This window comes from Sinorhizobium mexicanum (assembly GCF_013488225.1).
Taxonomy (GTDB): Bacteria; Pseudomonadota; Alphaproteobacteria; order Rhizobiales; family Rhizobiaceae; genus Sinorhizobium; species Sinorhizobium mexicanum.
Map to the genome: position 1 here is coordinate 159,694 of NZ_CP041238.1, position 26,024 is coordinate 185,717.

The window sequence follows — 26,024 nt, forward strand, 5'->3', positions numbered from 1 at the left end:
GGCGTGATCGAGGCACCGCGAGAATACCGGCCCACACGCGCGTTCACTGCCGGGTGTGACCAGGAGAGCCAAGCGTAATGGGACACTCCATTCAATCATCGTCGGCGGGGAGATCCGCGCAGGTGCGGCGGCTGAAAATCGGCTTCATCCTCGCGCGATCCTTCACGCTGTCGGCCTTCGCGCTGTTCGTCGACACCCTTCGGCTGGCGAGCGACCAGCTCGACCGGTCGGGCCGGGTCCTCGCCGATTGGCAGGTCCTCGGCAGCACGCGGCACCTGATCACCTCGAGTTGCGGTGTTCAGGTCGCTCCCACCTCCGACTTCGTCGATCCCTGCCAATTCGACTACATTGCCGTCGTGGGCGGCCTTCTGACTGTCGAACAACCGGTCGACCATGACACCATCCGGTTTCTCAAACACGCCGCTTCGAAAAGGGTTCCGTTAATCGGCCTGTGTACCGGTTCCTTCATTCTCGCGGAAGCGGGCCTGATGAAAGAACACGCGACCTGTGTGAGCTGGCTTCATTATCAGCAGTTCCGCGAACGCTTTCCTGATCACGAAGCCCGGCCTGACCGGCTGTTCAACCTGGACCGCAAGCGCGGCTCCTGCGCAGGGGGAAGCAGCGCCGCCGATCTCGCGGCCGCCCTGGTGAGGCGGCACATCAGTTCGGATGCCGAGCGTAACGCGCTTGAAGTGCTGCAGATTGAAAAGGCCCGATCGCAGTTCGACAACCAGACGCGCCAGCCGCTCCGCGATCATGTCGAAGACTCGCGTGTTGCGGCCGTTCTGATAACCATGGAACAGCATCTCGAAGGTGGAATCACCATTGAAGGGCTTGCGGCTTCGGTGGGGCTTTCGAGGCGCCAACTCGAGCGGCTGTTTACTGAAAAGACGAGAATGTCTCCCGCTCTGGCCTTTCGGCGCCTTCGCTTGGACCGGGCGAAGCAGATTTTGCTGACGAGCAGGAAACCCATAATCGAGGTTGCCCTAGATGTGGGGTTTGTGAACACTTCGCATTTTACCAAGGAGTTTCGGCGCACCTACGGCCGGACGCCTGCGGAAATCCGCGATTCCGCAGCCCGCGAACGGCAAGCGCCTGGCGAGAAGGGGCTGGCGAGATTAAACACGTAGGCCGGCTGCAACGTCTCCAAACCGTCACCAAGGGCGCAGCTCTTGCCAATTTGCGGTTGAATAAAGGGACATCTCGGTTAATCTGTTAGCGGCACCAAGACATTGCACAGATCCGGCTGGCGTCGGAGATGGTGTATTCTGGTGGCCAAATGGGATGTGCGGTGCTCCGTGTCCTTATAGTATTTGTCTCTGTTCTTCTTGCGGTTCCTAGCCTCTCCAGCGCCGTTGCGCAGGAGTCTTCACCCGCGCCGGCCGCCAAGTCCGCTCCGGCCGAAAAGGTTTCGCAGATCAAGCTGGGCTATCTTCGTGCCTATGCACCGCAACTGGCACTTTCGGTGCTGGACGTGCCGCCGAGCGATGAAGGCGTTGCGGGGGCGAAGGTCGCAATCGGCGACAACAACACGACCGGTACCTTCCTTAAGCAGAAGTTTACGCTCGATGTGTCCGAGGTGAAGCCGGATGCCGATGTCGTGCCGGCTTTCATTGACATGATGTCGAGGGGCGTTCGCTACATTCTGGCCGATCTCTCCGCCACGCAACTCCTGTCGATTGCCGACCTTGCTCGCGACAAGGGCGTCCTGATCTTCAACGTTGGCGCCACGGACGACCGTCTGCGCGAGGAGGACTGCCGAGCGAACGTCTTCCACACGGCGCCGACCCGCACCATGCTCGCCGACGGCCTGGCGCAGTATCTGGTCTGGAAGCAGTGGCGGCGATGGGTACTGATCTATGGCTCGCATGAGCCGGACATGCTGTTTGCCGATGCGCTCCGCCGTGCCGCGACCCGCTTCGGCGGCGAGATCGTCGCGGAAAAGGAGTTCACCGACACCGGCACCGCGCGGCGGACGGACACCGGAGTGGTCCAGATCCAACGGCAGATGCCGGTCTTCACTCAGGATTTCCCCGAGCACGATGTGCTGCTCGTGGCGGACGAAAGCGAGGTTTTCGGAACCTATGTGCCGTTCCGGACCTGGATTCCGCGCCCGGTAGCCGGAACCGCCGGCCTGGTCCCCTCCGCCTGGCATCCGGCCAGCGAGCAATGGGGCGGCACGCAGATACAGAACCGCTTCGCCAAGGCGAATGGCAGACGCATGTTGTCGAAGGACATGGCCGCGTGGACGGCAGCGAGAATTATCGGCGATGCTGCCACGCGCACGCAAAGTGCCGATCCCGAAAAGCTCGCGGCCTTCATTCGCGCCGATGATTTTTCGATCGCCGCCTTCAAGGGGCAGAGGCTGACCTTCAGGAAATGGAACTGGCAGTTGCGCCAGCCGATCTTCCTGGGAGATGGCCGTTCCGTCGTGTCGACGTCGCCGCAGGAGGGATTCCTGCATCAGGTTTCCGAACTCGACACGCTCGGGATCGATCAGCCGGAGACCCAATGCAAGCTGAAATAGGCGACAGCGGCCCGCGTCCAAGCGGACGCGCTAAAGTTGCTGTAGCGCTTTGAAATGCAGCAAACAGGGAGAGAGCCAGATGCTGCGAGGACTGACCTTTCTTTCGGCCGGACTTGTTGTGGCGGCAAGCTTCGGGTCGCCGGCGTTCGCCTATATGGTCTATGTCTCCAACGAGAAGGACAACACGGTAACCGTCGTCGACTCGACCACGATGGAGGTGGTCCGCACCATCGATGTCGGCCAGCGACCGCGCGGCATCACGATTTCGCACGACGGCAAGTTCATCTATCTCTGCGCGAGCGACGACGACACGATAGAGATCATCGATACGACAACCTACGAGATCGTCGGAGCGCTGCCGTCCGGACCGGACCCCGAGCTGTTCGTCCTCTCTCCCGACGGCAAGACACTCTACGTCGCCAATGAGGACGACAATCTGGTCACCGTCATCGACCTCGAGAGCAAGAGTGTGGCGATGGAAGTGCCGGTTGGCGTGGAACCCGAGGGAATGGGTATCAGCCCGGACGGGAAATCGTTGGTCAACACCTCGGAAACGACCAACATGGCCCACTTCATCGACACCGAGACCCACGAGATCACCGATAATGTGCTCGTCGATGCCCGGCCGCGCTTCGCCGAGTTCAAGCCCGACAATTCCGAGGTCTGGGTCAGCGCCGAAATCGGCGGCACCGTCTCGGTCATCGACAATGCGAGCCGTGAGGTGAAGCACAGGATCAACTTCGAGATTCCCGGTTTGCGCTCGGAATCGATCCAGCCTGTCGGCGTGCGCATCACTGCCGACGGCAAGAAAGCCTATGTGGCGCTCGGCCCGGCCAATCGCGTCGCCGTGGTCAATGCGGAGACTTATGAAGTTGAAAAATACATCCTGGTCGGGCAACGGGTCTGGCAGCTCGCTTTCACGCCGGACCAGAAGACGATCATCAGCACCAACGGCGTTTCGAACGACATCACCTTCATCGACGTCGCGACTGATGAAGCGGTTCAGTCGGTGACCGTCGGGGCGCTGCCATGGGGGGTGGTCGTCAGCCCGAACTGATGCACGGCAAAAGCCGTCCAGTCAGAAAGCAAGAGACGACACGTGGTCTGTTCCCGATCTGCCGGAGAAAGGTTTGCAAGGAACGACCACCATCAAATAGGCTGGGATTCGGGTTAACTTTGCCGTTCGCGGAGGAACACGACACCATGCAGCATGTTAAGGCCAATGATGGAGTGAGCTTGCCTGCCGCACTTGACGTGGCGGGGGTCAAACATTCCTACGGCCACAAGCAGGTTCTGTCCGACGTTTCCTTTTCGATCGCACCACAACGCTTCACCGTCTTGCTCGGCCTCAACGGTGCCGGCAAGACGACGTTGTTCTCCTTGATCACCCATCTCTACAGCACCCGCCACGGCACGATCCGCATCTTCGGTCACGACGTCGGCCGGGAACCGGGCGAGGCACTGCGCCGCCTCGGCATCGTGTTTCAGGCGCGCACGCTCGATCTCGATCTGAGCATCTACCAGAATCTCTCCTACCACGCCTCACTGCACGGCATCGGGCGAAGAGAGGCCCTGACGCGGATTACGGCGCTGCTCGACCAGATCGACATGAGCGATCGGTTGCACGACAAGGCACGCAGCCTCTCCGGCGGGCAGATGCGTCGCATCGAGATCGTGCGCGCTTTGTTGCATCGTCCGCCGCTTCTCTTGCTCGACGAGGCGACCGTGGGGCTCGACATCCAGTCGCGTGCCGAGATCCTTTCCACCATCCGTAAGTTAGTGGTTACCGATGGCATCAGCGTCTTCTGGGCCACCCACCTCATCGATGAGGTCGAGGAAACCGATCATGTCATCATACTCGACAAGGGCCGGGTGCTCGCGGACGGCAGGGTCGATGACGTCGTCCGTTCCTGTGGCGCAGACAGCATTCGAGAGGCCTTCGCGATCCTGACCGGGGTCGCTTCGGTTCCGGCCAATGGAGAACGTCGATGACTTTGCAATCTGCCGCAGGCCCCATTTCGGCAGGCCGCGCCATGGAGCGCGGCTTCGGCGCCCGCCAATACCTCGTGTGCCTCAAGGGCATCCTGATCCGGGAAGGACTGCGCTTTCTCAATCAGCGAGAGCGCTTCATCTCGTCGCTGGTTCGTCCGCTCCTGTGGCTCTTCGTGTTTGCCGCAGGCTTCCGCCAAGTGCTTGGTGTCTCCATCATCCCGCCCTACAAGACCTACGTGTTGTACGAGGTCTATATCACGCCGGGCCTTTGCGGCATGATCCTGCTGTTCAGCGGCATGCAGTCGTCGCTGTCGATGGTCTACGACCGGGAGATGGGCAACATGCGGACCCTGCTGGTCAGCCCGTTTCCGCGCTGGTTCCTGCTGGTGTCGAAGCTGCTCGCCGGCGTCACCGTATCGATCCTGCAGGTCTATGCCTTTCTCGCCATCGCCTGGTTCTGGGGCGTCAAGCCGCCGTGGACCGGCTACCTGCTGGTGCTGCCGGCGCTGTTCCTCTCAGGGATGATGCTGTGCTCGCTCGGAATGCTTTTGTCGTCGATGATCAAGCAACTGGAGAATTTCGCGGGGATCATGAACTTTGTGATCTTCCCGATGTATTTTGCCTCTCCCGCGCTCTATCCCCTATGGCGCATTCAGGAATCGAGCCCGCTTCTCTACAAGATCTGCCTTGCAAACCCGTTCACTTATGCCGTCGAGCTGATCCGCTTCGCCCTTTATGGGCAGGTCGACTGGGGATCGCTCATGTTCGTGGTTGCGTTCACCACCCTGTTTCTGGGCGGTGCGATCCTCGCCTATGATCCATCGACGGGCTTGCTCGGCCGCAAGCAGGACACCGGAGGAAATGCCTGATGGGGTGGCTCTCCCTGAAACGCCTCGTGCCCGCCGCGGCGGTCGCTGCGATAGCCGCATGGCCGGTCTTTGCGGCGCAGGGAGACGACCCGGATTGGCCGTGCATCCAGCGCAAGGTCCCGGAACTTTCGCTCGGCCAGATCTGGACCAGTGGCGAACTGCCGCCAACGGCGGCCGACTGGTCCAAGGATGCGGCCATTTCTGCCTTGGTGCCGGAACTGTCGGCCCGTCGCGTTCCGCTTCCGGAGGCGCAGCAGAAGATCAAGACCTATGCGGAAGGCCTGCCCGCGGGTGAGAGAGAGAAGCGCATGACCATGCTCGTGCAGGGTCTGTTCGACCATATGAACCGGGAGCGCTCGGACGTTATCGCCGGTATTGGGCGCTACGCCCACAGGCAGAGGGACATGGCGGCATTCCTGCGGCAGGAGGCGTCTGCCGTGGACGCCTTGCGGGCGAAGCCCGACGCCGACCCGAACGAGCTGACCGCACGGAGCGATCGGCTGGTGTTCCAGACACGCGTTTTTCGGGAGCGGACGGAGTCGCTGGGCTTTGTCTGCGAGGTGCCGACGCTGATCGAGCAGCGCTTGTACGCTCTGGCCAAGACGATTGCGCAAGCGCTGAAAGACCAGTGAGCCTTGGAGGTCCGCGGCTGCCGGAGACCTGCGGCGCCGTGCGTTTTTTGGGGCGGGCAAAGGTCGCTGCAGCACTTTCAATCGCTGCATGATGGGCCATGCAGCAGGCGGAGGTTCGCGGACGAATTGACGCTCGTTTATCGCACGCGTATCCTCCTGCCAGGCTTTCCATCGGGCACCTCGTGAAGGCCTGTTGTCGATCGGCATGCAAAGCACGCGAGCGAACGTGATTGCTGTGCGCGCCGCGCAGGGAAGGGTGCTCTATTGAACCTCGTCGATCTCATCCTGACCGTCTGCATGTTGGCCAACCCTACCAATTGCCGCACCGAGCACCTGTATTTCGAGGCGCGGGGAACGCTTTTCCAGTGCATGATGTTGGCTCCGGCCGAGATCGCGAAGTGGTCCGAGAGCCATCCGACACTGAAGATTGTGCGCTGGAAATGTGCGTTCCCCGACAAGGGCCGGGAAACGTGACGTTGCGTTGGGAGGTAGTATCGCGTTGGGAGGTCGTATCATGAACATATCGCGGCGCACGCTTTGCGCGGCGGCATTGCTGGCAGTTGCAAGCCCGCTGGGCTTCCCTGCCCTGGCAAACCCCGCCGTTCCGAAGATACGGGTGGGTGTCCTGAAGTTCGGCACGGTGAACTGGGAACTCGACACCATCAAGTACAACAAATTCGATGCGGCCAACGGCATCGACCTGGAGGTCGTCTATTTCGCCGGGGAGGACGCCACCAACGTGGCGATGCTTGCGGGCGACCTGGACGTCATCGTTTCCGACTGGTTGTGGGTGTCGCGCCAGCGTTCGCAGGGCGAGGACCTCACGCTCGCACCCTACTCGACCGCCGTTGGCGCCATCATGGTCAAGGAGGACGCGCTAATTCGCGCCATCCCCGACCTCGTTGGGAAGAAAATCGGTGTGACCGGTGGTTCGCTCGACAAGAGCTGGCTTCTAATCCAGGGGCTTGCGCGGCGTGACCACAAGATAGATCTGACCAAGGAGAGCGAGATTGTTTTCGGCGCCCCGCCATTGCTGTCGGAAAAGGCCGTCTCCGGCGAGCTCGATGCGGTCTTGAATTTTTGGCATTTCTGCGCGCGGCTTGAAGCAAACGGCTTCCGCCGCCTGATTGGCGCCGACGATGCGGCGAGGGCGCTTGGGGCGTCGGGCCCGGTCTCGGCCTTGGGATATGTATTCCACGACAAATGGGCGAACGAAAACCCGGATGTGGCGATGAACTTTATCAAGGCAAGCGCGCAGGCCAAGAAACTTCTGGCTCAATCCGACGCCGAATGGCAGCGTCTGGCGCCTGTCGTGCGAGCCGAGGGCAGGGAACTCGAGGTGCTGCGTGATCGCTATCGTGAAGGCATTCCGAACCGGCCTCTCGCCGAAGAGGAAAGCGATGCCGCCAAGCTATATGACCTCCTTGCAGAACTGGGTGGCGAAAAGCTCGTCGGCGAGGCGCGCCACATGGCTCCAGGGACCTTCTGGGCTGCATTGAAGACATGATGGCAGCCTTCGGATCGGAAAAAGGTGCACCCGCAAGCCGGCGCAGGCGCACGGTCCCTCGCGGGATCGGCAGCATCCTGCCTGCGGTGACGGCCGTGGCATCGCTCCTCGGATTGTGCCTGCTCTGGAGCCTCGCGGCCGAGATCTGGCCGAGCCGGGCGTTTCCGCCGCCGCTCGAGGTCTGGCGGGTGCTTCTCAAGGAGGCGGCGAGCGGCGAGCTTGGCTATCACCTGGCGATGACGCTTTGGCGGGTCGCAGCCGCCTACGTCGTCGCCATGGTTGTCGGGTCAGTCATCGGTGTCCTGCTCGGCACGCACCGGCGGGCGGATTCCTTCTTCAATCCATGGCTTGTCCTTTTTCTCAACCTCCCGGCCCTGGTCGTTATCGTGCTCGCCTACATCTGGTTCGGCCTGACGGAGGCTGCCGCGATCGGCGCGGTCGCGATTAACAAGATACCCAATGTCGTCGTCACGATGCGTGAGGGTGCGCGCGCGCTCGATCCCCGGTTTGCGGAAATGGCCACCGTCTACCGGCTGGGGCGGCTCGACCGTATCCGCCACGTGCTGATGCCGCAGTTACAGCCCTATTTCGCCGCCGCCTCGCGCTCCGGCATTGCGCTGATCTGGAAGATCGTGCTCGTCGTCGAGCTGCTCGGCCGCTCCAGCGGCGTCGGCTTCCAGATCTACCTGTATTTTCAGATATTCGATGTTGCCGCCATCCTGGCCTACACGCTAGCTTTCGTGGCCATCATGCTGTTGATCGAACTCCTTCTGGTGCAGCCACTTGAACGACATGCAACCCGCTGGCGTCGCCGCCCCGCTTAAGGTCGACATTACCGAGAAGACGTTCCGGTCGGCGGAGGGCGTTACGATTGTCGCGTTGCGCGGACTTTCCTTCGAGGTAAGGCAGGGCGAATTCGCCTGTCTGCTGGGGCCGTCCGGCTGCGGCAAGACCACAACCCTGCGGATCCTGCTGGGTCTCGATCGGCAATTTTCGGGCAACTATCAGTTGCCCGAAGGCGGCTCCAACCGCATTGCTGCGGTCTTCCAGGAGCCGGTACTGCTCCCCTGGCGGACGGTGGAGCAGAATGTCCGCCTTGCGCTGTCTCCGCACCTCCGGGACAAGGAGCTGGACTGGCTGTTCGATATACTGGGTCTTTCGGCAATGCGGTCGCTCTACCCTTCGGAGCTTTCGCTCGGCCTTGCGCGCCGCGCCGCCCTGGCACGGGCCTTCGCGACCGAGCCTGCCATTCTTCTTCTGGACGAGCCTTTCACCTCGCTCGATGAACGCACCGCCGACAGATTGCGCCGGCTCCTGATGACGGTGTGGGCGGCGCGGCCAACCACCGCGCTGATGGTGACCCATAATCTGCGCGAGGCCCTCCTGCTTGCCGATCGCATCATCGTTCTCTCACCGCGCCCGGCGCAGGTGCTCGGTATCTTCGAGTTAGACCTCTCGCGCCATTTGCGCGACGCGCCGGCGCTCAACAACCTCGTTTCGGATTTTCACAAGCGGTTTCCGGACGTCGGTTGATCGCGCGGCAAAACGGCCATCCGCTGATTGGCGACGGCTCAGAAGCAGCGGACGTCCGCTTCGGCCTGCGCGCGTCTCAGTTCGGCGATGGCGGATTTCGCCGGTGCACTCTGCCTGAACAGAGCCCCACCTTCGCCTGTCATAAGTCCCAGGCTCCGGAAGGTCTCGGCCGCCTCGTAGCGTTCGTAGGGCACGATCGAGGCGATGACGTCGATGGAACAGGAACAACTTTCGAGCGCGCCCCGTGTTTCGCCATTCGCTTTCATGCAGCCATACACATAGTCGACGATTGCAACGGTCGGATAGTTTCCGGCTGCCGATGCCGTCGCAGCACCCGTGAACGCCGCGAGAAAGGCGATCACATCCAAGTTACCGGTGGTCACGATGAAATCTCCAGGTATTGAAGCGTACACAGGACTAGGTCAGGCCGATCTGCGTGCTGTATTATTATAGTAATTACCGCGGCGGAACAGATCTAAATCTTGTAGATATTAGTAATATATGTTTTGCACAGCAGCATTTTTTTGCTGTCGCGCCACATGCACAGCGTATATTTAATCTTGCGTTAACCGGTCTAATCGCCTATTCTGATTGATGTTTCCGGCTTCAAGCCTTGTCTCTTGGGAGCGTAAAGTCGCGTAGGTCAAGAGGACGGGCAATAACGGTGCCCTCTGCCCATCCAACTGAACCGTGAAACGCTGAAGACAGCAGATATCCCACGACAAGCACGACAGAGCTTGGGCTGGCCTTGTGGTCGCCCGAGGATTGTGATGACGCGCCTCGGGTCCACATCGACATCGGGAGGAATCCGCATGCGCATACTCCGAAAACTATGTCTGCCGATGACCGCCGCTGGAATTTTGACGGCGGCCCTTGCCGGAAATGCGTTCGCCAATGACGAACTGGCGAAACTGGCGTCCGACGCGAAGAACTGGGCGATGCCCACCGGCGACTATGCAAACACCCGCTATTCGAAACTGAACCAGATCAACAAGGACAACGTCAAAAACCTTCAGGTCAAATGGACGTTCTCCACTGGCGTATTGCGCGGCCATGAAGGCGGCCCGCTCGTGATTGGCGATGTGATGTACGTCCATGCGCCGTTCCCGAATACCGTCTATGCGCTTGATCTCAAGAACGACGGGAAGATCCTCTGGAAATACGAGCCAAAGCAGGATTCGAGCGTCATTCCGATCATGTGCTGCGACACGGTCAACCGCGGTCCGGCCTACGGTGACGGCAAGATCATCCTGTACCAGGCCGACACGATGGTCACGGCGCTCGACGCCAAGACCGGCAAGGTCGCCTGGCAAGCCCAGAATGGCGAGAAAATCGACGGGAGCCTGGCCGAGTCCGGCACCTCCGCTCCCATGATCGTCAAGGACAAAGTAATCGTTGGCATATCGGGTGCCGAATTCGGCGTCCGCGGCCATATCACCGCCTACAATCTCAGCGATGGCAAGCGCGTGTGGCGGGCCTATTCCACGGGTCCTGATTCGGAAACGCTGATTGATCCGGAGAAGACCACCCATCTCGGCAAGCCTGTAGGCAAGGACTCCGGGATGAACACCTGGGAAGGCGAGCAGTGGAAGACCGGCGGCGGTACGACATGGGGGTGGTACGCCTATGATCCAAAGCTCAACCTGATCTACTACGGTACGGGGAACCCCTCGACCTGGAACCCCAACCAGAGACCCGGCGACAACCGCTGGTCGATGACGCTCATGGCGCGTGACGTCGATACGGGGGAAGCCAAGTGGCTTTACCAGATGACCCCGCACGACGAATGGGACTTTGACGGCGTCAACGAGAACATTCTCGTCGACGGCATGCAGATCAACGGTCAACCGCGCGACGTCGTTGTGCATTTTGACCGCAACGGCTTCGCCTATACCCTGGACCGTGCAACGGGTGAGCTTCTGGTTGCCAAGAAGTACGATCCGACGGTGAACTGGGCGACCGAGGTCGTGATGGATCCCAAGAGCGAACAGTACGGGCGTCCGCAAGTTGTGAAAGAGTTCTCTACCGAATACAACGGCGAGGACGTTAACACCAAGGGTGTTTGCCCGGCAGCACTTGGAACCAAGGACCAGCAACCGGCAAGCTATTCGCCAAAGACGAAACTGTTCTACGTGCCGACCAACCATGTCTGCATGGACTACGAGCCGTACAAGGTGGGTTACACGGCCGGTCAGCCCTATGTGGGCGCGACCGTGACCATGTACCCCACACCCAAGAGCCACGGCGGCATGGGTAATTTCATTGCCTGGGACGCGGCCAAGGGTGAGATCGTCTGGTCGAAGCCGGAGCAGTTCTCGGTGTGGTCAGGTGCGCTCGCGACTGAAGGCGACGTCATCTTTTATGGCACGCTCGAAGGCTACATCAAGGCGGTGGATACGGCGGGAAATGAACTCTACAAGTTCAAGACACCCTCCGGCATCATCGGCAACATCAACACCTTCGAACATGACGGCAAGCAGTACATTGCAGTTCTGTCGGGTGTTGGCGGCTGGGCCGGCATCGGACTCGCCGGCGGCCTTCTCGGGGCCGAAGGTGCAGCAGAGTGGCAACAGGCGGTGGCCGGCGAGAAAGCTCCGACCGACGAAAGCCAAAGCATCTCCACGGCAGGTCTGGGTGCAGTCGGCGGCTATGCTGGCCTGGCGAACTACACGACGCTCGGCGGGCAGCTGACCGTCTTCGGTCTTCCGGACCAATGACCTGTTTTGCAGTGGTGGGGCGGTGCCTGTGGCGCCGCCCCATCAGATGCCGGCCGCCCGAGGCAACGACCGCCGGGCGGTCCGGATCCCCGTTCGTTCCGGTTTTCCCAAAGCGTGGAGTTGTTGATGGTTTCCCGTAATGCAGTTCTGGCGCTCGGCGCCGTGTTCCCGCTCTTGATCCCCGGAAATGTTACAGCGGCTGACGACAAGGAAAAAGCCGCAGCAGTCAAAGAAGAAGACGGCAAATACTTCGATGCCGAGGGAAACCCGACATTCAAGTTTCAGAGCGACGGAACGGTCGATTGGTACACCTTCAGTGGCTACCGGCGCTATCACTCCGACTGTCATGTCTGTCACGGTCCTGATGGGATGGGCTCGAGCTATGCACCCGCCCTGGCCACAAGCTTGAAGAACATGGATTATTCCACTTTCCTCTCGATCGTTGCGGAGGGACGCAAGAACGTCGGCGGCGGCAAGGAAAACGTCATGCCGGCATTCGGCGACAACAAGAACGTCTATTGCTACCTCGACGACATCTACGTCTACCTGCGCGCCCGCGCCGTCGGCGCCGCGCCCCGAGGTCGTCCGCCCAAGAAGGCCGATAAGCCCGAAGCGGCAAAGGCCTACGAGTCGTCCTGCATGGGTGAATGACCATGGCATACCGCGTCCGTCGGATCTGCAAGATAGCCCTCATCTCCACAGCGATGGCCGTCCTGACGCCGTTGCAGACACAATCCCAGGGCGCCGGGCTCGGGGCCGCTGGCGAACTGGTCGACCCGGACAGGCTGCGGGTCTGCGCCGACCCGTCCAATATGCCCTTCTCCGACCAGAGCGGCGAGGGATTCGAGGACAAGCTGGCAGAGATGGTCGCAACCGCGACAGGACGAAGTTCCGTCACCCATACGTGGTTCCCCTCGGTCACTGGTTTTGTGCGCAATACCCTCGGCGCCAATCGCTGCGACATCATCATGGGCTATGCCCAGGGGGACGAACTCGTCCAGAATACCAACGCCTATTATCGCTCCTCCTACGTGCTGCTTTACAAGAGGGACGGCGACCTTGCCGGCGTCGAGACGCTGACCGATCCGAAACTTGCAGACAAGAAAATCGGCGTGGTCCAGGGAACGCCACCCTCCGCGAACATGGCAATCGCAAAACTGATGCGCAAAGCGAAGGTCTACCCTCTCATGGTCGACACGCGGGTAGCGCCATCGATGGCGGAGGTCATGATCAGGGACGTGCTGGCCGACGTGATCGACGCCGCCGTGGTCTGGGGCCCGATGGCAGGCTATTACGCGCGCAAGTCCGGTGCCGATCTGGCGCTCGTGCCCCTGACCAGGGAGAAGGGCGGCCAGCGCATGATCTATCGGATCACGATGGGGGTGCGGCCCTCCGACCAGCAATGGAAACGCACACTCAACGCCTTCATCAGGGACAACCAGGCGGAAATCAACAAGCTCCTGCTCTCATATGGCGTCCCGCTGCTCAATGAACACGACGAGAGGATCACGCAGTGATGTTCGAGTCCCTTGCGACACTGGAAATGCGGGATGCCGGAGATACCGCGGTGTCATCTGCATCCGGTGACCGCCGATGGTTGGAGGGGCTAGATCTTGTTTGGCTCATCCTGGCGACCCGGTCCATGGCGGAGGTGAGAATCAAGGGAGGATAACGACATGGACGTACGCGCCGCCGTCGCCACTGAGGCCGGCAAACCACTGCAAATCATGACGGTTCAGCTCGAAGGGCCGAAGGCCGGCGAGGTGCTGGTCGAGGTCAAGGCGACCGGCATCTGCCACACCGATGATTTCACCCTCTCCGGCGCCGATCCGGAAGGGCTGTTCCCGGCGATCCTCGGCCACGAGGGCGCTGGCATCGTCGTCGACGTCGGCCCCGGCGTCACCTCGGTGAAGAAGGGCGACCATGTCATTCCGCTCTATACCCCGGAATGCCGCGCCTGCCCGTCGTGCCTCAGCCGCAAGACCAATCTCTGCACCGCCATCCGCGCCACGCAAGGGCAAGGGCTGATGCCGGACGGCACCTCGCGGTTTTCGATCGGCAAGGACAAGATCCACCACTATATGGGCTGCTCGACCTTTGCCAACTTCACCGTGCTGCCGGAGATCGCCGTCGCCAAGGTCAATCCCGACGCGCCGTTCGACAAGATCTGCTACATCGGCTGCGGGGTGACCACCGGCATCGGCGCGGTGATCAACACCGCCAAGGTGGAAATGGGATCGACCGCGATCGTCTTCGGTCTCGGCGGCATCGGTCTGAACGTCATCCAGGGGCTTCGGCTTGCCGGTGCCGACATGATCATCGGCGTCGATCTGAACAACGACAAGAAGCCCTGGGGCGAAAAATTCGGCATGACCCACTTCGTCAACCCGAAGGAGGTCGGCGACGACATCGTGCCCTATCTCGTCAACATGACGAAGCGCGGCGCCGACCAGATCGGCGGCGCCGACTACACCTTCGACTGCACCGGCAATGTCAAGGTGATGCGCCAGGCGCTCGAGGCCTCGCATCGCGGCTGGGGCAAGTCGGTGATCATCGGGGTGGCCGGCGCCGGCCAGGAGATAGCCACCCGGCCGTTCCAGCTGGTCACCGGCCGCACCTGGATGGGTACCGCCTTTGGCGGCGTGCGCGGGCGCACCGACGTGCCGAAGATCGTCGACTGGTACATGGAGGGCAAAATCGCAATCGACCCGATGATCACCCACACGCTGCCGCTCGACGACATCAACAAGGGCTTCGAACTGATGCATTCCGGCGAGAGCATCAGGAGCGTCGTGATCTACTGAGCGCATCGGTACGATTTAAGGGAACACGCAGCAGGCCGGAGCGCCGCCGCATGCGAGACGGATCGGGCTTCGACACAACAGGGAGGACAAGCAATGGCAAGTTCAATCAGCATTCATCCGGCGGTGGATGGCGGCATCAGACCCGCCAGCCCGGATTTTGCCGGAGGTACGCTTGTTTGTGGCTGCACGGACAGGCCGGTTAAGGTCAGGATCGAGGGCCAGATCGCCCACAATCACGCTTGCGGCTGCACCAAGTGCTGGAAGCCCAGCGGCAGCAATTTCTCCATCGTCGCCGTTGTTCCACATGATAAGGTCACCGTGCTCGAGAACGGCGACAAGCTGCAGGTGGTCGACCCGTCCGCGCTGATCCAGCGGCACGCCTGCAAGCAATGCGGCGTTCATATGTATGGACCGGTGGAGCGGGAACATGCCTTCCAGGGGCTGGACTTCATCCACCCCGAGCGCTTCCAGGAGTCGGGCTGGGCGCCTCCGGGCTTCGCGGCTTTCGTCTCCTCGATCATCGAATCAGGTGTCGATCCGAGCCGCATGGATGGCATTCGCGCTCGCCTGAGGGAGCTGGGGCTGGAGCCCTATGACTGCCTGTCGCCAGCCCTGATGGACTATGTTGCCACCTGGGTCGCGAAGAAATCGGGCGCGCTTCCGAGCTGATCGCGCAGGCAGATTTGATGCGGACCTGTCAGTGTCCTGACCAAGACGCTGACAGGATGCCGTGCCGTGTAGTTTGTTGTATTGCGAGCCCAAAACTCCATTCTCATGTCGCCCCGCAGTGGCGTGTGCTGATGGCCTCTTTTGCACTTCACATCCTCTTCTTTGTGCTGAAAACGGGTTGAAGTCGGAGACCGGACGCACGATTCTTATGTCATCGGAAACGTGGAGGTCCACGTGATGGGACGGACAGTGCATCATTACTTCATCTTCGAAACGGCTGGCGGTTTCTGCGGCATCGCCTGGAACGACAACGGCATAACGCGCTTCCATCTGCCGACAAAAGATGCCGGCGCGACCGAGCGAATGCTGCTGCGCCGTCTTCCCGATGCCGAATCCGGCACGCCCACGCCCGAGGTGCTCGAAGCGGTCGCGGCCGCGAAGCGTTACTTCGAGGGCGAGGAAATTGATTTCTCCGGCTTCAAGCTTGATCTCGCCGGGCAAGAAGCGTTTTTCAGGCAAGTTTATGCCGCTGCGCGGCGGGTCTGCTGGGGGCAGACGACCACCTACGGAGCGTTGGCGAAGCAGCTCGGCGCAGGACCGGAAGCGGCGCGGGACGTCGGCCAAGCCATGGCGAAGAATCCGATCCCGCTGATTATTCCCTGCCACCGCGTGCTGGCCGCCGGCGGCAAGATCGGCGGTTTCTCCGCGCCGGGCGGTGCATCGGCAAAGACGCGCATGCTCGAACTGGAAGGCGTTCATGTCGGCGCGCCGCCGGCGGTGCAACAATCCTTCGGCTTCTGAAGCGCGTCGCATTCAAACGGCCCCACGCATGACTACTGTAGCTACAATGAGTTTGCGTCGGCGTCGGTCTACCTAAAATCATAAACGTAATCGACTCGACTACAGCGCCGCGCATCTTATCAGACGCGCAGGCAACCGTTTGGCCGTAACACATCGATCTCGGCATGAATCACGCGGATCAGCGTTAACCACAAATCCATGTAATCCAGGTGCTGGCCTCGGTACCCTTGTTAAAGGATCATTAACGACACTATAAGTTCTTGGGAAATAGATGAAATACGACACAGGCCCCTGAAGAAGTTACAATATTCCGGGCTGTGGAGTTGTGTAAAATTTTAATAAAGGAGTATTTACCTGCGATTGTATGGTTTGTTGCTTCATTGCGCTTGTCATGATTCGATTTACCATCTCAATGAAAACACTCGGCAGTTAACTCTTGCTGTCGATATCCCATCTATATTTTCCGCGTTGTCTGCGGACGTCAGAGTATCTCGTCATGTGCGGTTTTGGTGGCTATTTCGGTTCTGTTCCGGATGGAAAGACTCTTCTTCAGAAGATGACGGCCGCGATTGCCCATCGCGGACCGGACGAGCAGGGCGTTTTCAGCGCACCGCAAGCCGGCCTTGGCCATGTCAGGCTGTCGATCGTCGGACTGGGGGATGGCCAGCAGCCGATGTCCGATGCCACCGGCGAGCTGACGATCGCCTTCAACGGCGAGATCTTCAATTATGTCGAACTGCGCGACGAGCTTCGCGCCAAGGGCCGCCGTTTCCGCACTTCCAGCGACACGGAGGTCATCCTCCATCTTTACGATGAGATGGGTGAGGATTGCGTATCCCGCCTCAACGGCGACTTTGCCTTTGCGCTATGGGACAATCGGCGCCGGCGGATGCTGCTGGCGCGCGACCGCATGGGCGTACGGCCTCTGTTTTATACGATGCGGGCAGGGACGCTCTATTTCGCCTCAGAGATCAAGGCGCTCCTTCAGGTTCCCGGCATTTCCGCGGAGATCGATCCGATCGCGCTCGATCAGATCTTTACGCTCTGGGCTCCGATCGCGCCGCGCACGCCGTTCAAGGACATCTTCGAACTCGAACCGGCAAACCTGATGATTGCCGATGAGCGGGGCGCGACGGCACGGACCTATTGGAATCTGGAGTTTCCGGACCGCGACGCGCCGTCCCGGCATGCGAACGAAGGCCAGGCTGCCGAGGAACTGCGCGCGCTTCTGACCGACGCGACGCGCATCCGCATGCGGGCCGACGTGCCGGTCGGCTCCTATCTGTCGGGCGGCCTCGATTCATCCATCGTTTCGGCGCTCGCCGCCGGCATGGCGCCGCAAGGGCTTCGAACCTTTTCCGTGACCTTCGACAGCGCCGAACATGACGAGAGCGCCTTCCAGACCGAAATGGCCGCCGCTCTCGGCGCCGATCACAGGGCTGTCGCCTGCCAAGCCGGCGATATCGCGAAGGTTTTCCCGGAGGTGGTCCGCTATGCCGAACGGCCGGTGCTTCGAACTGCGCCGGCCCCCTTGTACCAACTCTCCGGGCTGGTGCGCGATTACGGCCTGAAGGTTGTGCTGACAGGCGAGGGGGCGGACGAAGTTTTCGCAGGCTACGACATCTTCAAGGAGGCGCGCGTGCGCCGCTTCTGCGGCCGGCAACCCGGCTCGCGCATGAGGCCGCACCTGTTCCGCAAGCTCTACCCGTATCTCCCGGGGCTCAAGCAGCAGTCGGCCGAATATCTAGCGGCATTTTTCGGCGCCGGGAACGACCCGCTTGACGACCCGCTCTTCTCGCATCGCCCGCGGCTCAAGGGGACGGCAGCGACGAAGATGTTTTTCTCGGGCGACTTGCGTGCCAGGCTGGCGGATTATGATGCGGCCGGTGAGCTCATCAGCCGCCTGCCGGAAACCTTTGGCCGCTGGCATCCGCTGCACCAGGCGCAATATCTCGAAAGCCGCTTCCTTCTGCCGGGCTACATCCTTTCAAGCCAGGGAGACCGCATGGCAATGGCCCATGGGGTCGAAGGCCGCTTCCCTTTCCTCGACCATCGTCTCGTGGAGTTCGCCGCGGGACTGCCGCCGGAAATGAAGCTCAAGGGCCTGGTGGAAAAACACATTCTGCGCGAGGCGACAAAGTGTCTCCTGCCGCCTTCAATCGGAAAGCGGACCAAGCAGCCCTATCGCGCGCCGGACAGCCATTCCTTCAGCGGCCGGGGCGAGCTCGACTACGTGCGCACCGCCATGGGCGAAGAGGCGATTGCCGCCGGCGGCCTCTTCAACGCAAAGGCGGTGACGAAACTTTACGAGAAGTGCCGGGCACGCCCGGCCTCCGGCTTCCGCGACAACGCAGCCTTCGTCGGCATCCTGTCGACGCAACTGTGGCTACAGACATTCACCGGCACGAGCATCCGCACGGCGGAGGCTGCCTGAAGCAAGAATGGAAAGGATGAGACATGACAGAAACGATCAAGGACAGCGTCAAGGCGTTCATCATCGAGAATTTTCTCTTCGGTGATACGTCCTATGAACTCGCCGACACGGCATCGCTGATCGAGAACGACATCATCGATTCGACCGGCGTGCTGGAGCTCGTCGCTTTCATCGAGGACCGTTTCGGCATCGCCATGGCCGACGCCGATATCGTGCCGGCAAACCTCGATTCGCTTGCACGCATTTCCGCATTCATCGCGGCAAAGTCCGCCGTGCCGGTCTCGGCATAGACAGCGACAGGGGCGGGGGCGTCACGCGCATGCGGTTCGAGCAATTTCTCATCAGGAACGCCGGAGCGAACGGCAGCAAGACGGCGCTTGTCACCGAGCGCAAACGGCTCAGCTATCAGGAGTTCGATGATCTCTCGACCCGCCTCGCGGCAGCGCTTACTGCAAATGGCGTGAAGCGGAACGACCGGGTTCTGGTCTTCATGGACAATTGCTGGGAGGCGGCGGTTTCGATCTTCGGGATCCTAAAGGCCGGTGCGACCTTCAGCCCGATCAACGCGTCGACCAAGGCCGACAAGCTTGCCTATATCATCGGCGATTGCGACGCGGCGGCGATCCTCACCCAGGCCAAGCTGATGCCGATCGTCGCGGAGGCACGCGACCTTCTGCCCGGCGCGCCGCCCTTCGTCGCTTCGACGGCGGCGCCGGGAGGCCGGACGCCGGATGGTGCCGTCTCGTTCGAGGATTGCCTGGCGGCGGACCCCCTGCCTGTTCCCCACGGCGGCATCGATGTCGATCTCGCCATGCTGATCTACACCTCCGGGTCGACCGGCCGGCCGAAAGGGGTGATGATGACGCATCGAAACATCGATGCGGCTTCGGAATCGATCACCACCTATCTCCGCAACACGCCGGACGACGTCATCCTCAACGTCCTGCCGCTGGCCTTCGACTACGGCCTCTACCAGCTGTTGATGGCTGTCCGGCTTGGGGCCACGCTCGTCCTCGAAAAATCCTTCGCGTTCCCGCAGGCGATCTTCGAGCGGATTCGCACCGAAGGTGTGACGGGCTTTCCGCTGGTGCCGACGATGGCGGCGATGATCCTGCAGATGCGCGATCTCGAGCCCGGCTTCCTGCCGAGCCTTCGCTATATTTCCAACACCGCCGCGGCGCTCCCGCCGGCCCATATCTCGCGTTTGCGAGAACTCTTCCCCTCTGCCCGGCTCTATTCCATGTACGGCCTGACGGAATGCAAGCGCTGCACCTATCTGCCGCCGGAGCAACTGGACCGTCGGCCCGGATCGGTCGGCATCGCCATTCCCAACACGGAAGCCTTCGTCGTCGACGATGAGGGAAATCGGGTGCCGCCTGGCGTTCCCGGCGAGCTGGTGATCCGGGGTCCGCATGTGATGCAGGGATACTGGCGCAACGATGCGGCGACCGAGCGCATGCTGCGACCCGGCCCGAACCCGTGGGAGAGAGTGCTTTATACGGGAGATCTCTTCCGCACCGACGAGGAAGGCTTCCTCTATTTCGTCGGCCGCAAGGACGACATCATCAAGACGCGCGGCGAGAAGGTGGCGCCGAAGGAAGTCGAGACCGTGCTGCACGCCCATCCGGGAATTGCGGAAGCGGTCGTGATCGGTGTTCCTGATCCGGTGCTGGGGGCTGCAATCGGCGCGCTTGTGGTTCTTTCGGATCCAGCCCTCACCGAGAAGGACGTCATTCGGCATTGCGCTCGCCATCTCGAGGATTTCATGGTGCCGAAGATCGTCGAATTCCGCACCGAACTCCCGAAGACCGATACAGGCAAGGTCAGCCGCAGGCTGGCGGCCGAAACACTGGAGCCCGCAGAATGAACATCCGTCCGGATCAGGATAAATTTATCTTCTCGGCCGATTGCTTGAAGATCGATGCGGCCGCGGAGACGGATCGCATCGTCGAAGGCCTGCGCGCGCAGCTGCGCTGCATGCGCAAACGCGGCCTCGTGCTCGGTCTTTCCGGCGGCATCGATTCCAGTGTCTCGGTGGCGCTCGCCGTCCGCGCCGTCGGCGCGAAGAACGTCTTCTGCATGTTCATGCCGGAAAACGACTCCGATCCGGAGAGCCTCCGCCTCGGCCGGCTGGTGGCGGAAACCTTCGGCGTCAAGGCGGTCGTCGAGGACATCGGACCGACGCTCGCGGCGATGGGCTGCTACGAACGTCGCGACGCTTTCATTCGAGAGCTTGTCCCCGGCTATGGGGCGGGCTGGGCATCGAAGATCGTCATCGCCAATGCGCTCGAAGGCGATGGGTACAACATCTCCTCGCTGGTCGTGCAGGATCCGGAGGGAAAACAGACAAGGTTGCGCATGCCGCCCTCGGCCTATCTCGGCATCGTTGCGGCGACGAACATGAAGCAGCGCACCCGCAAGCAGATCGAATATTACCACGCCGACCGGTTGAACTTCGCCGTTCTCGGAACCCCGAACCGGCTCGAATACGACCAGGGCTTCTTCGTCAAGAACGGCGACGGCGCAGCCGACGTCAAGCCGATCGCGCATCTCTATAAATCGCAGGTCTATGCGCTTGCCGCGCATCTCGAGGTGCCCGAGGAAATCCGCCGCAGGCCGCCGACCACGGACACCTATTCGCTCGCGCAGACCCAGGAGGAGTTCTACTTCTCGCTGCCCTACGACCGCATGGACCTTTGCCTCTATGGCCTCAACAACGGCATCAGTGCCGAGGAGGTCGCCTACGCGGCGCAACTGACGACGATCCAGGTGGAGCGTGTCTGGGCGGATGTTGCGGCCAAGCGCAAGGCGACACGCTACCTGCACCTGGGGCCGCAGCTCGTCGAGCCGGTCGAGGAGATCGGTCACTGACCGGAATGGGGCCAGTGTTCAGCGGTTCCGTTCAGCGCACCTCAGTCAAAGCGACCACCGAACACGCGGTTCCATTGTTCACCTGCGAGCCCGTTCATGAAGCCTTGCGCCTTGCGGAAGGCTTCAACGAGCTCTTCGTCGCGGGAGTGGACGACGGTCGAGGCTGCGTGAACGAACGCAATGCGGCGGCCGAGCATCGCCTCCAGCAGGGCGGGCTGTGTCCGCCCGCGCAGGCCCGCAACGCCGCGCGCGGCCGCATGGTCGATGAGGCAGTCGATGACAGGGCCGGCTTGCCCCGGCGCGGCAAGAACCTGAAGCACCCGGGCGATCCCGCCGGCCCGCACATGGTAGAAAAACGCACCAACGGGCGTGCCGCTGCGAGCGGTGACGGCAGCGAAGACCGGCTCGCCGAATTCCGGTTTATCGACAGCATCCGCGAGCACGTGATCGAGTTGCCCCGGCGCCCAGTCAGGGCGTAAGGCGAACTGCCCCGTCAGCCGTTCGAAGACAGCGGCAAAGGTGTGCCGATCGATGTCCGAGACCTGCAATGCCCCGCGGGCGGGCGGGCTTTCCGCCAGTCCCGACCAGCGCAATTTGCCGCGGTCCATCCTGCTGCGATAAAGGTGATCGACCGAGCGCGCCAGCGGACTCAGCAGGCGGGCCGGGCGGATGCGGCCGGCAACGAGATCGAGCGCAAAAGCCGAAGGCCGGATGACCCGGATCCATTCGAGACTGTATTGGGGAAGCGCGATGCCGCGCAGCTTCGTCCACATCTGCGTGGAAACTTCGCTCGCGGTCTCGCTGAAGGAAAGATCCTGCGGCCCGGCGAGAAAAGCCTTGAGAAGTCGTGCGCCGGCAAGCGGATCGCTCTCGTGCCCCTCGACCATCAGCGATCCGCAGATCGCGGCGCGCAAACGCCTGCCATTGAAGGTCATCGGCAGCGCATTCACGCCGACAAATCCGGAAATGCGCCCGCCGCCGTTGACGTAGACGAGCGGTAAAATCTCCGGATCGCATCCGGGCGCTTCCAGATAGAGCTGGCGGAGATAGTCGATGAAGGTGGGCGGCGTGGTTTTCCCGTTGCGAAACACTCTCTGAAACAGCCCGGCAACGGCCGGCATGTCCGCCGCTTGCAGAGGACGGATATCGCTCATCTTGCGCGTCCTTCGCCGGCTGGGCTTTCGTTCGCGCGTTTCTGCACCAAGGCCACACGTGGTTTGCCGGTTGCATCCGTGGCAAATGTCACGACGTCGTAGGCCTTGGCTCGGGCGAGAAGTGCTGCCGCCTGCCGTTCCTGCCCTTCTCCGAACTCGAACAACAGCCAGCCGCCCGGCTTCAGAAAGGCAATGGCGTCGCGCACCAGGCGTTGATGGATCGATATGCCGTAAGGGCCGCCGTCGAAGGCTTCGCGCGGTTCGGTTGCCAGAAGGTGGGCGCTGTCGGTTTCGAGACGGGATGTCGAGATGTAGGGCGGATTGCAGACGATCAAGTCGACAGCACCTTCCAGACCCGCGCCCTCGAGCGCCGCGAAAAGATCGCCTTGCCGGATGGTTACGCGCTCCTCAAGGGCGAGACGCTCGACGTTGCGGCGCGCAAGCGCCACCGTGCTGTCCGTCAGATCCGCACCCCAGACCCGCGCGGACGGAATGTCCGCCGCGATGCCGAGAGCAAGATTGCCCGAGCCGCAGCACATGTCGACGACCGTCGCCTGCCCGGCGTAGTCGCGAAGGATGGCCGCGGCGCGGCGCCCGAGGAGCTCGGTTTCCTCCCTTGGCACCAGGACGTCCGGCGCCAGCTCGAGCTCGACGTCCATGAACCGAACGAGGCGAACCGAGGGGCCGCCTGCCCGATTGCCGCGTAAATGATCGTGGCCCTGCTGCACGAACGCTCCTTCGGTTTTGGGGATGGGAAATCAGATCGCCGCGGACCCTATCCCATCCAGGTAAACGGAAGCTGAAATGCAATTGATGCGAGTACGTTAACCGCACAATCATTTCTGCGTGGTAGTGTCCGCGGCGATCAATGCCGGTGACCGGGCGGGCCACGCGTCTGCCCGAATGCCGCGCACAACGTCAGGCAGTCGTCAAAGGCAGATCGCAATGGCTTCGGAATGTGCAACGGAACCGGGCAGGTACAAGCCATTTCTGCCGATGCTCCTGTCCTACATTGCCTCTGGCGGCAGTCTCGTCATTGGGTCCGCGGCGCAGCTTCTGACCTTCGCGATTCTCGCCCGCTGGCTCGGCGTCGATGAATTCAGCGTCTTCGTTGCGGTGACCGCGGTCGCCAACATTGCCGTTCACTTGTGCGGGCTCGGCGCCATGGAATGCCTCGTGCGCCGGGTCGCGCGCGATCGTGCCATCTATCCGCGGATGCTTGGCCATAACATCATTCTGACGGCGGCAAGCGGCATGGCGCTGGTCCTGATCGGATCAGCCGTCCTGCCATTCTTTCTCACGATTTCCGCCGATCCGCTGACGAACTTCGCGGTGATCACGCTGATGCTCGTCACCAATGTCGTGCTGGTTCGCATCATCGTGCTGGTGGAGCAGATCTTTCTCGCCCATTCCGACTTTGCTTCGGCGAACATCGTCGTGGTCGGCTTTGCCCTCGCACGGACAGCTGCCGCAGCGCTCGCCTGCATTGCTTTCGGCGTTGCCACGGTCGCATCCTGGGCCATCTGGCAGTTCCTATGCCACGTCCTGGTGGCCTTGGCCTGCATGTGGGCGATCAGGGCGCTGGGCAGGCCACGCTATTGCATCGTCCGTGAGGAATTGCCGCAAGGCCTCTATTTCAGCATTCCGTTCATCCTGCGCGCCGTGCGCCAGAACGCCGACCTGCTGGTTCTCAGTCTCGTCGCGACCGCCGAGATCGTTTCGAGCTACAGCGTTGCGCGCCGGATGCTGGAGAGCAGCTATCTGTCCGTCGAGGCGCTGCATCGCCTCATCTATCCCGGTTCGGCAAGAATTTCGGCGGCTGGGCTGCATCACGCGCTGGAGCGGGTGCGAAAGGTGCTGATCGCCTCCACCGGGATCAGCGTTGCGGCGGCTGTGGTGGTTTTCGTGCTGGCGCCGATCCTGCCCTATCTGTTCGGCAAGGATTACGTTTCTCTCGTCGCATTTGTCAGGAACCTTTGCTGGGTCATCGTACCCATGGCCATCTGGTCCGTGGCGGTGGAAGCGCTCGGCGCCTCGGGGTACCACGCCGGCCGCGCAACGGTGATGGGACTTGGCAGCGTCGCGGGGGCGGCGCTCGCCGCGTGGGCGAGCTGGTATGCGCCGCCTGTCGGTACATTCGTTTCGTTCTATGCGATCGAGATTGCGATGGTTGTCGCCACATGGAGCGTGTTCCTGCATTTCGTTCGCCGCGACAGGGCGCAGGCCGGTCGGCCGGAACTTGCCGCAGGGATGGTGCATGAAGGCTGAATTGCGGGACGCTCAATTGGCGCCGGCCGGCGAAACCGACCTATGCCGACCGGCTGGGATAAGAGCCATGGAGCGCGGCGACGTCCCCACGATCGGCAAGCTGTTCAACAAGGTTTTCCGCAACATCGACTGTGAGCCCGGAGACGAACTCGGACGGTACCTGGAAACCGTCTTCTTCGGCAGCCCCCATTATACGCCGGCGTGCGGCAGCGTCCTCCACGAGAATGGCGCAGGTGACATCGACAGCGCGATCCTTGCGGTTCCCATCGAATTCATGGTTCACGGCCGCCCGACTATCGCCCGGCTTCTCTGCGCCTTCATGGCGGACGGCAAAGCCGGAGCAGCGGGTGCGGCGCGTCTTGCCCGCATGATGCGCGCGGCGCGCCAGGACATGTGTTTTTCGGACAGTTCGTCCCCGGTGAGCGCCGATCACTGGGTTGCCGGCGGGGGCGTCGTCCTGCCTATCCAGAGCCTCGAATGGCGACGCTCGTTTCGGCCTTTCGTCGCGGGTGCCGTCCTTGCGAGCCGACGCGCTCCCCTGCTGCGGTCGCGTGGCGTCATCGGCGTGCTTTCATTGGCGGATAACGCGCTGCGTTGGCGGAGGCCGTCGACGAAACCCACTCCGGTGCCGGGATTTGAGACGAGGCCGGCTAGTCTCGAGGAGTTCCACCGTTGCGTGGGACCGATGCTTGAGCGCTTTTCGGTTCGTCCCACCTGGTCGAAATCCGAATTCGATTGGCTCGCCGGCGTTGCCTCGTTGAACAGGAGCCTCGGGGCGCTGCAATGCAGGACGGTGACGTGTGAAGGCGGACGGACCGTTGGCGCATTCCTATTTTTCGGCAAAGAGAACGGGATCGCCAATGTGCTGAACGTGATTTGCGACGCGGGAAGCGAATTCGACGTCACTGCCGAAATGTTCGCCTCACTCGATCGCGAAGGTTATGCCGCCGCCATCGGCATGGCACAGCCGTTCCTGATGAATGCCATCTCGCGCCAGCGATGGCTGTCCTTCCGCCACCGGGGGTATTTCTGCATGGTCACGCGCCACGCCGACCTCATGGAAGCGGCATTGCGCAATGACATCTATATCGGCGGCCTCGCCTCGGAGAGTTGGAGCAGGCTGCTTACGGATTTCTAGAGCGGATGGCGAAGGGTTTGCGGTTCGGCGCCTATAACACCGCGGAAGGTTACCGCCTGCAAGCTGTACTTAACGGAATATTCACCCTGCCAGCCTAGTTCTTAGCAA

Annotated in this window: 25 protein-coding genes; 22 read left to right on the forward strand and 3 right to left on the reverse strand. The window is 61.7% G+C overall.

Features of this window, described 5'->3' with window-relative positions:
* Nucleotides 1-77 precede the first annotated feature (77 nt).
* The 10 genes from FKV68_RS00700 (at nucleotide 78) to FKV68_RS00745 (ending at nucleotide 9,060) form a co-directional block, all read left to right on the forward strand.
* Nucleotides 78-1,130 carry a GlxA family transcriptional regulator gene (locus FKV68_RS00700; protein ID WP_180939653.1) on the forward strand — a complete coding sequence of 351 codons (1,053 nt, stop codon included), beginning with the start codon at nucleotides 78-80 and terminating at the stop codon, nucleotides 1,128-1,130.
* A gap of 161 nt (nucleotides 1,131-1,291) precedes the next feature.
* Nucleotides 1,292-2,527 carry an ABC transporter substrate-binding protein gene (locus FKV68_RS00705; protein ID WP_246452537.1) on the forward strand — a complete coding sequence of 412 codons (1,236 nt, stop codon included), beginning with the start codon at nucleotides 1,292-1,294 and terminating at the stop codon, nucleotides 2,525-2,527.
* Nucleotides 2,528-2,606: 79 nt separating this feature from the next.
* The gene (locus tag FKV68_RS00710; RefSeq protein ID WP_180939655.1) at nucleotides 2,607-3,584 is read left to right on the forward strand and encodes a YVTN family beta-propeller repeat protein; all 978 of its coding nucleotides are present in this window, start codon (nucleotides 2,607-2,609) and stop codon (nucleotides 3,582-3,584) included.
* A 146-nt stretch (nucleotides 3,585-3,730) separates the two neighbouring features.
* Nucleotides 3,731-4,519 carry an ABC transporter ATP-binding protein gene (locus FKV68_RS00715; protein ID WP_180939656.1) on the forward strand — a complete coding sequence of 263 codons (789 nt, stop codon included), beginning with the start codon at nucleotides 3,731-3,733 and terminating at the stop codon, nucleotides 4,517-4,519.
* Nucleotides 4,516-5,388, forward strand: coding sequence for an ABC transporter permease (locus tag FKV68_RS00720; RefSeq protein ID WP_180939657.1), 873 nt, complete (start codon nucleotides 4,516-4,518; stop codon nucleotides 5,386-5,388). Before FKV68_RS00715 ends, FKV68_RS00720 begins: the two co-directional genes overlap by 4 nt.
* Nucleotides 5,388-6,020, forward strand: coding sequence for a hypothetical protein (locus tag FKV68_RS00725; RefSeq protein ID WP_180939658.1), 633 nt, complete (start codon nucleotides 5,388-5,390; stop codon nucleotides 6,018-6,020). Before FKV68_RS00720 ends, FKV68_RS00725 begins: the two co-directional genes overlap by 1 nt.
* 264 nt (nucleotides 6,021-6,284) lie before the next feature.
* Nucleotides 6,285-6,494: a hypothetical protein gene (locus tag FKV68_RS00730; protein WP_180939659.1), complete on the forward strand. Its 210-nt coding sequence runs from the start codon at nucleotides 6,285-6,287 to the stop codon at nucleotides 6,492-6,494.
* 40 nt (nucleotides 6,495-6,534) lie between these two features.
* Entirely contained in the window at nucleotides 6,535-7,527 is a 993-nt protein-coding gene (locus FKV68_RS00735; RefSeq protein WP_180939660.1) for an ABC transporter substrate-binding protein, read from the forward strand.
* Nucleotides 7,527-8,351 (forward strand): ABC transporter permease, encoded by an 825-nt coding sequence (locus tag FKV68_RS00740; RefSeq protein ID WP_245182038.1) that lies wholly within the window; start codon nucleotides 7,527-7,529, stop codon nucleotides 8,349-8,351. Before FKV68_RS00735 ends, FKV68_RS00740 begins: the two co-directional genes overlap by 1 nt.
* A complete protein-coding gene (locus tag FKV68_RS00745; RefSeq protein WP_180941368.1) occupies nucleotides 8,320-9,060 on the forward strand; it encodes an ABC transporter ATP-binding protein in 741 nt (246 codons plus the stop codon). Before FKV68_RS00740 ends, FKV68_RS00745 begins: the two co-directional genes overlap by 32 nt.
* A 38-nt stretch (nucleotides 9,061-9,098) precedes the next feature.
* On the opposite strand, the gene FKV68_RS00750 is transcribed toward FKV68_RS00745, so the two are convergent.
* Entirely contained in the window at nucleotides 9,099-9,446 is a 348-nt protein-coding gene (locus FKV68_RS00750; RefSeq protein WP_425347644.1) for a hypothetical protein, read from the reverse strand.
* 456 nt (nucleotides 9,447-9,902) lie between these two features.
* On the opposite strand from FKV68_RS00750, the gene FKV68_RS00755 reads away from it, so the two are divergent.
* From FKV68_RS00755 to nadE, 10 genes are all read left to right on the forward strand, one after another.
* On the forward strand, nucleotides 9,903-11,777 hold the full coding sequence (locus FKV68_RS00755) for a methanol/ethanol family PQQ-dependent dehydrogenase (protein ID WP_209647410.1): 1,875 nt from the start codon (nucleotides 9,903-9,905) through the stop codon (nucleotides 11,775-11,777).
* A gap of 126 nt (nucleotides 11,778-11,903) precedes the next feature.
* The gene (locus FKV68_RS00760) at nucleotides 11,904-12,428 is read left to right on the forward strand and encodes a c-type cytochrome, methanol metabolism-related (RefSeq protein ID WP_180939662.1); all 525 of its coding nucleotides are present in this window, start codon (nucleotides 11,904-11,906) and stop codon (nucleotides 12,426-12,428) included.
* A gap of 2 nt (nucleotides 12,429-12,430) precedes the next feature.
* A complete protein-coding gene (locus tag FKV68_RS00765) occupies nucleotides 12,431-13,294 on the forward strand; it encodes a substrate-binding domain-containing protein (RefSeq protein WP_180939663.1) in 864 nt (287 codons plus the stop codon).
* Between the two features lie 159 nt (nucleotides 13,295-13,453).
* On the forward strand, nucleotides 13,454-14,581 hold the full coding sequence (locus tag FKV68_RS00770) for an S-(hydroxymethyl)glutathione dehydrogenase/class III alcohol dehydrogenase (RefSeq protein WP_180939664.1): 1,128 nt from the start codon (nucleotides 13,454-13,456) through the stop codon (nucleotides 14,579-14,581).
* 93 nt (nucleotides 14,582-14,674) lie between these two features.
* A complete protein-coding gene (gene gfa, locus FKV68_RS00775) occupies nucleotides 14,675-15,250 on the forward strand; it encodes an S-(hydroxymethyl)glutathione synthase (RefSeq protein ID WP_180939665.1) in 576 nt (191 codons plus the stop codon).
* A gap of 237 nt (nucleotides 15,251-15,487) precedes the next feature.
* The gene (locus FKV68_RS00780; protein WP_180939666.1) at nucleotides 15,488-16,051 is read left to right on the forward strand and encodes a methylated-DNA--[protein]-cysteine S-methyltransferase; all 564 of its coding nucleotides are present in this window, start codon (nucleotides 15,488-15,490) and stop codon (nucleotides 16,049-16,051) included.
* 496 nt (nucleotides 16,052-16,547) lie between these two features.
* Nucleotides 16,548-18,485, forward strand: a complete 1,938-nt coding sequence (asnB, locus tag FKV68_RS00785) for an asparagine synthase (glutamine-hydrolyzing) (protein ID WP_180939667.1) — start codon at nucleotides 16,548-16,550, stop codon at nucleotides 18,483-18,485.
* A 23-nt stretch (nucleotides 18,486-18,508) separates the two neighbouring features.
* On the forward strand, nucleotides 18,509-18,775 hold the full coding sequence (locus FKV68_RS00790) for an acyl carrier protein (protein WP_180939668.1): 267 nt from the start codon (nucleotides 18,509-18,511) through the stop codon (nucleotides 18,773-18,775).
* Between the two features lie 29 nt (nucleotides 18,776-18,804).
* The gene (locus FKV68_RS00795; RefSeq protein WP_180939669.1) at nucleotides 18,805-20,352 is read left to right on the forward strand and encodes a class I adenylate-forming enzyme family protein; all 1,548 of its coding nucleotides are present in this window, start codon (nucleotides 18,805-18,807) and stop codon (nucleotides 20,350-20,352) included.
* The gene (gene nadE / locus FKV68_RS00800) at nucleotides 20,349-21,356 is read left to right on the forward strand and encodes an NAD(+) synthase (RefSeq protein ID WP_180939670.1); all 1,008 of its coding nucleotides are present in this window, start codon (nucleotides 20,349-20,351) and stop codon (nucleotides 21,354-21,356) included. The genes FKV68_RS00795 and nadE overlap by 4 nt, the downstream gene beginning before the upstream one ends.
* Before the next feature lie 41 nt (nucleotides 21,357-21,397).
* Here nadE and FKV68_RS00805 read toward each other — a convergent pair whose 3' ends face one another.
* Nucleotides 21,398-22,510: a GNAT family protein gene (locus FKV68_RS00805; protein WP_180939671.1), complete on the reverse strand. Its 1,113-nt coding sequence runs from the start codon at nucleotides 22,508-22,510 to the stop codon at nucleotides 21,398-21,400.
* A complete protein-coding gene (locus tag FKV68_RS00810) occupies nucleotides 22,507-23,238 on the reverse strand; it encodes a N5-glutamine methyltransferase family protein (RefSeq protein ID WP_180939672.1) in 732 nt (243 codons plus the stop codon). The genes FKV68_RS00805 and FKV68_RS00810 overlap by 4 nt, the downstream gene beginning before the upstream one ends.
* 217 nt (nucleotides 23,239-23,455) lie before the next feature.
* On the opposite strand from FKV68_RS00810, the gene FKV68_RS00815 reads away from it, so the two are divergent.
* Nucleotides 23,456-24,778: a lipopolysaccharide biosynthesis protein gene (locus tag FKV68_RS00815; protein ID WP_180939673.1), complete on the forward strand. Its 1,323-nt coding sequence runs from the start codon at nucleotides 23,456-23,458 to the stop codon at nucleotides 24,776-24,778.
* Nucleotides 24,768-25,916, forward strand: a complete 1,149-nt coding sequence (locus tag FKV68_RS00820; protein ID WP_180939674.1) for a GNAT family N-acetyltransferase — start codon at nucleotides 24,768-24,770, stop codon at nucleotides 25,914-25,916. Before FKV68_RS00815 ends, FKV68_RS00820 begins: the two co-directional genes overlap by 11 nt.
* The last annotated feature ends 108 nt before the right edge of the window (nucleotides 25,917-26,024 follow it).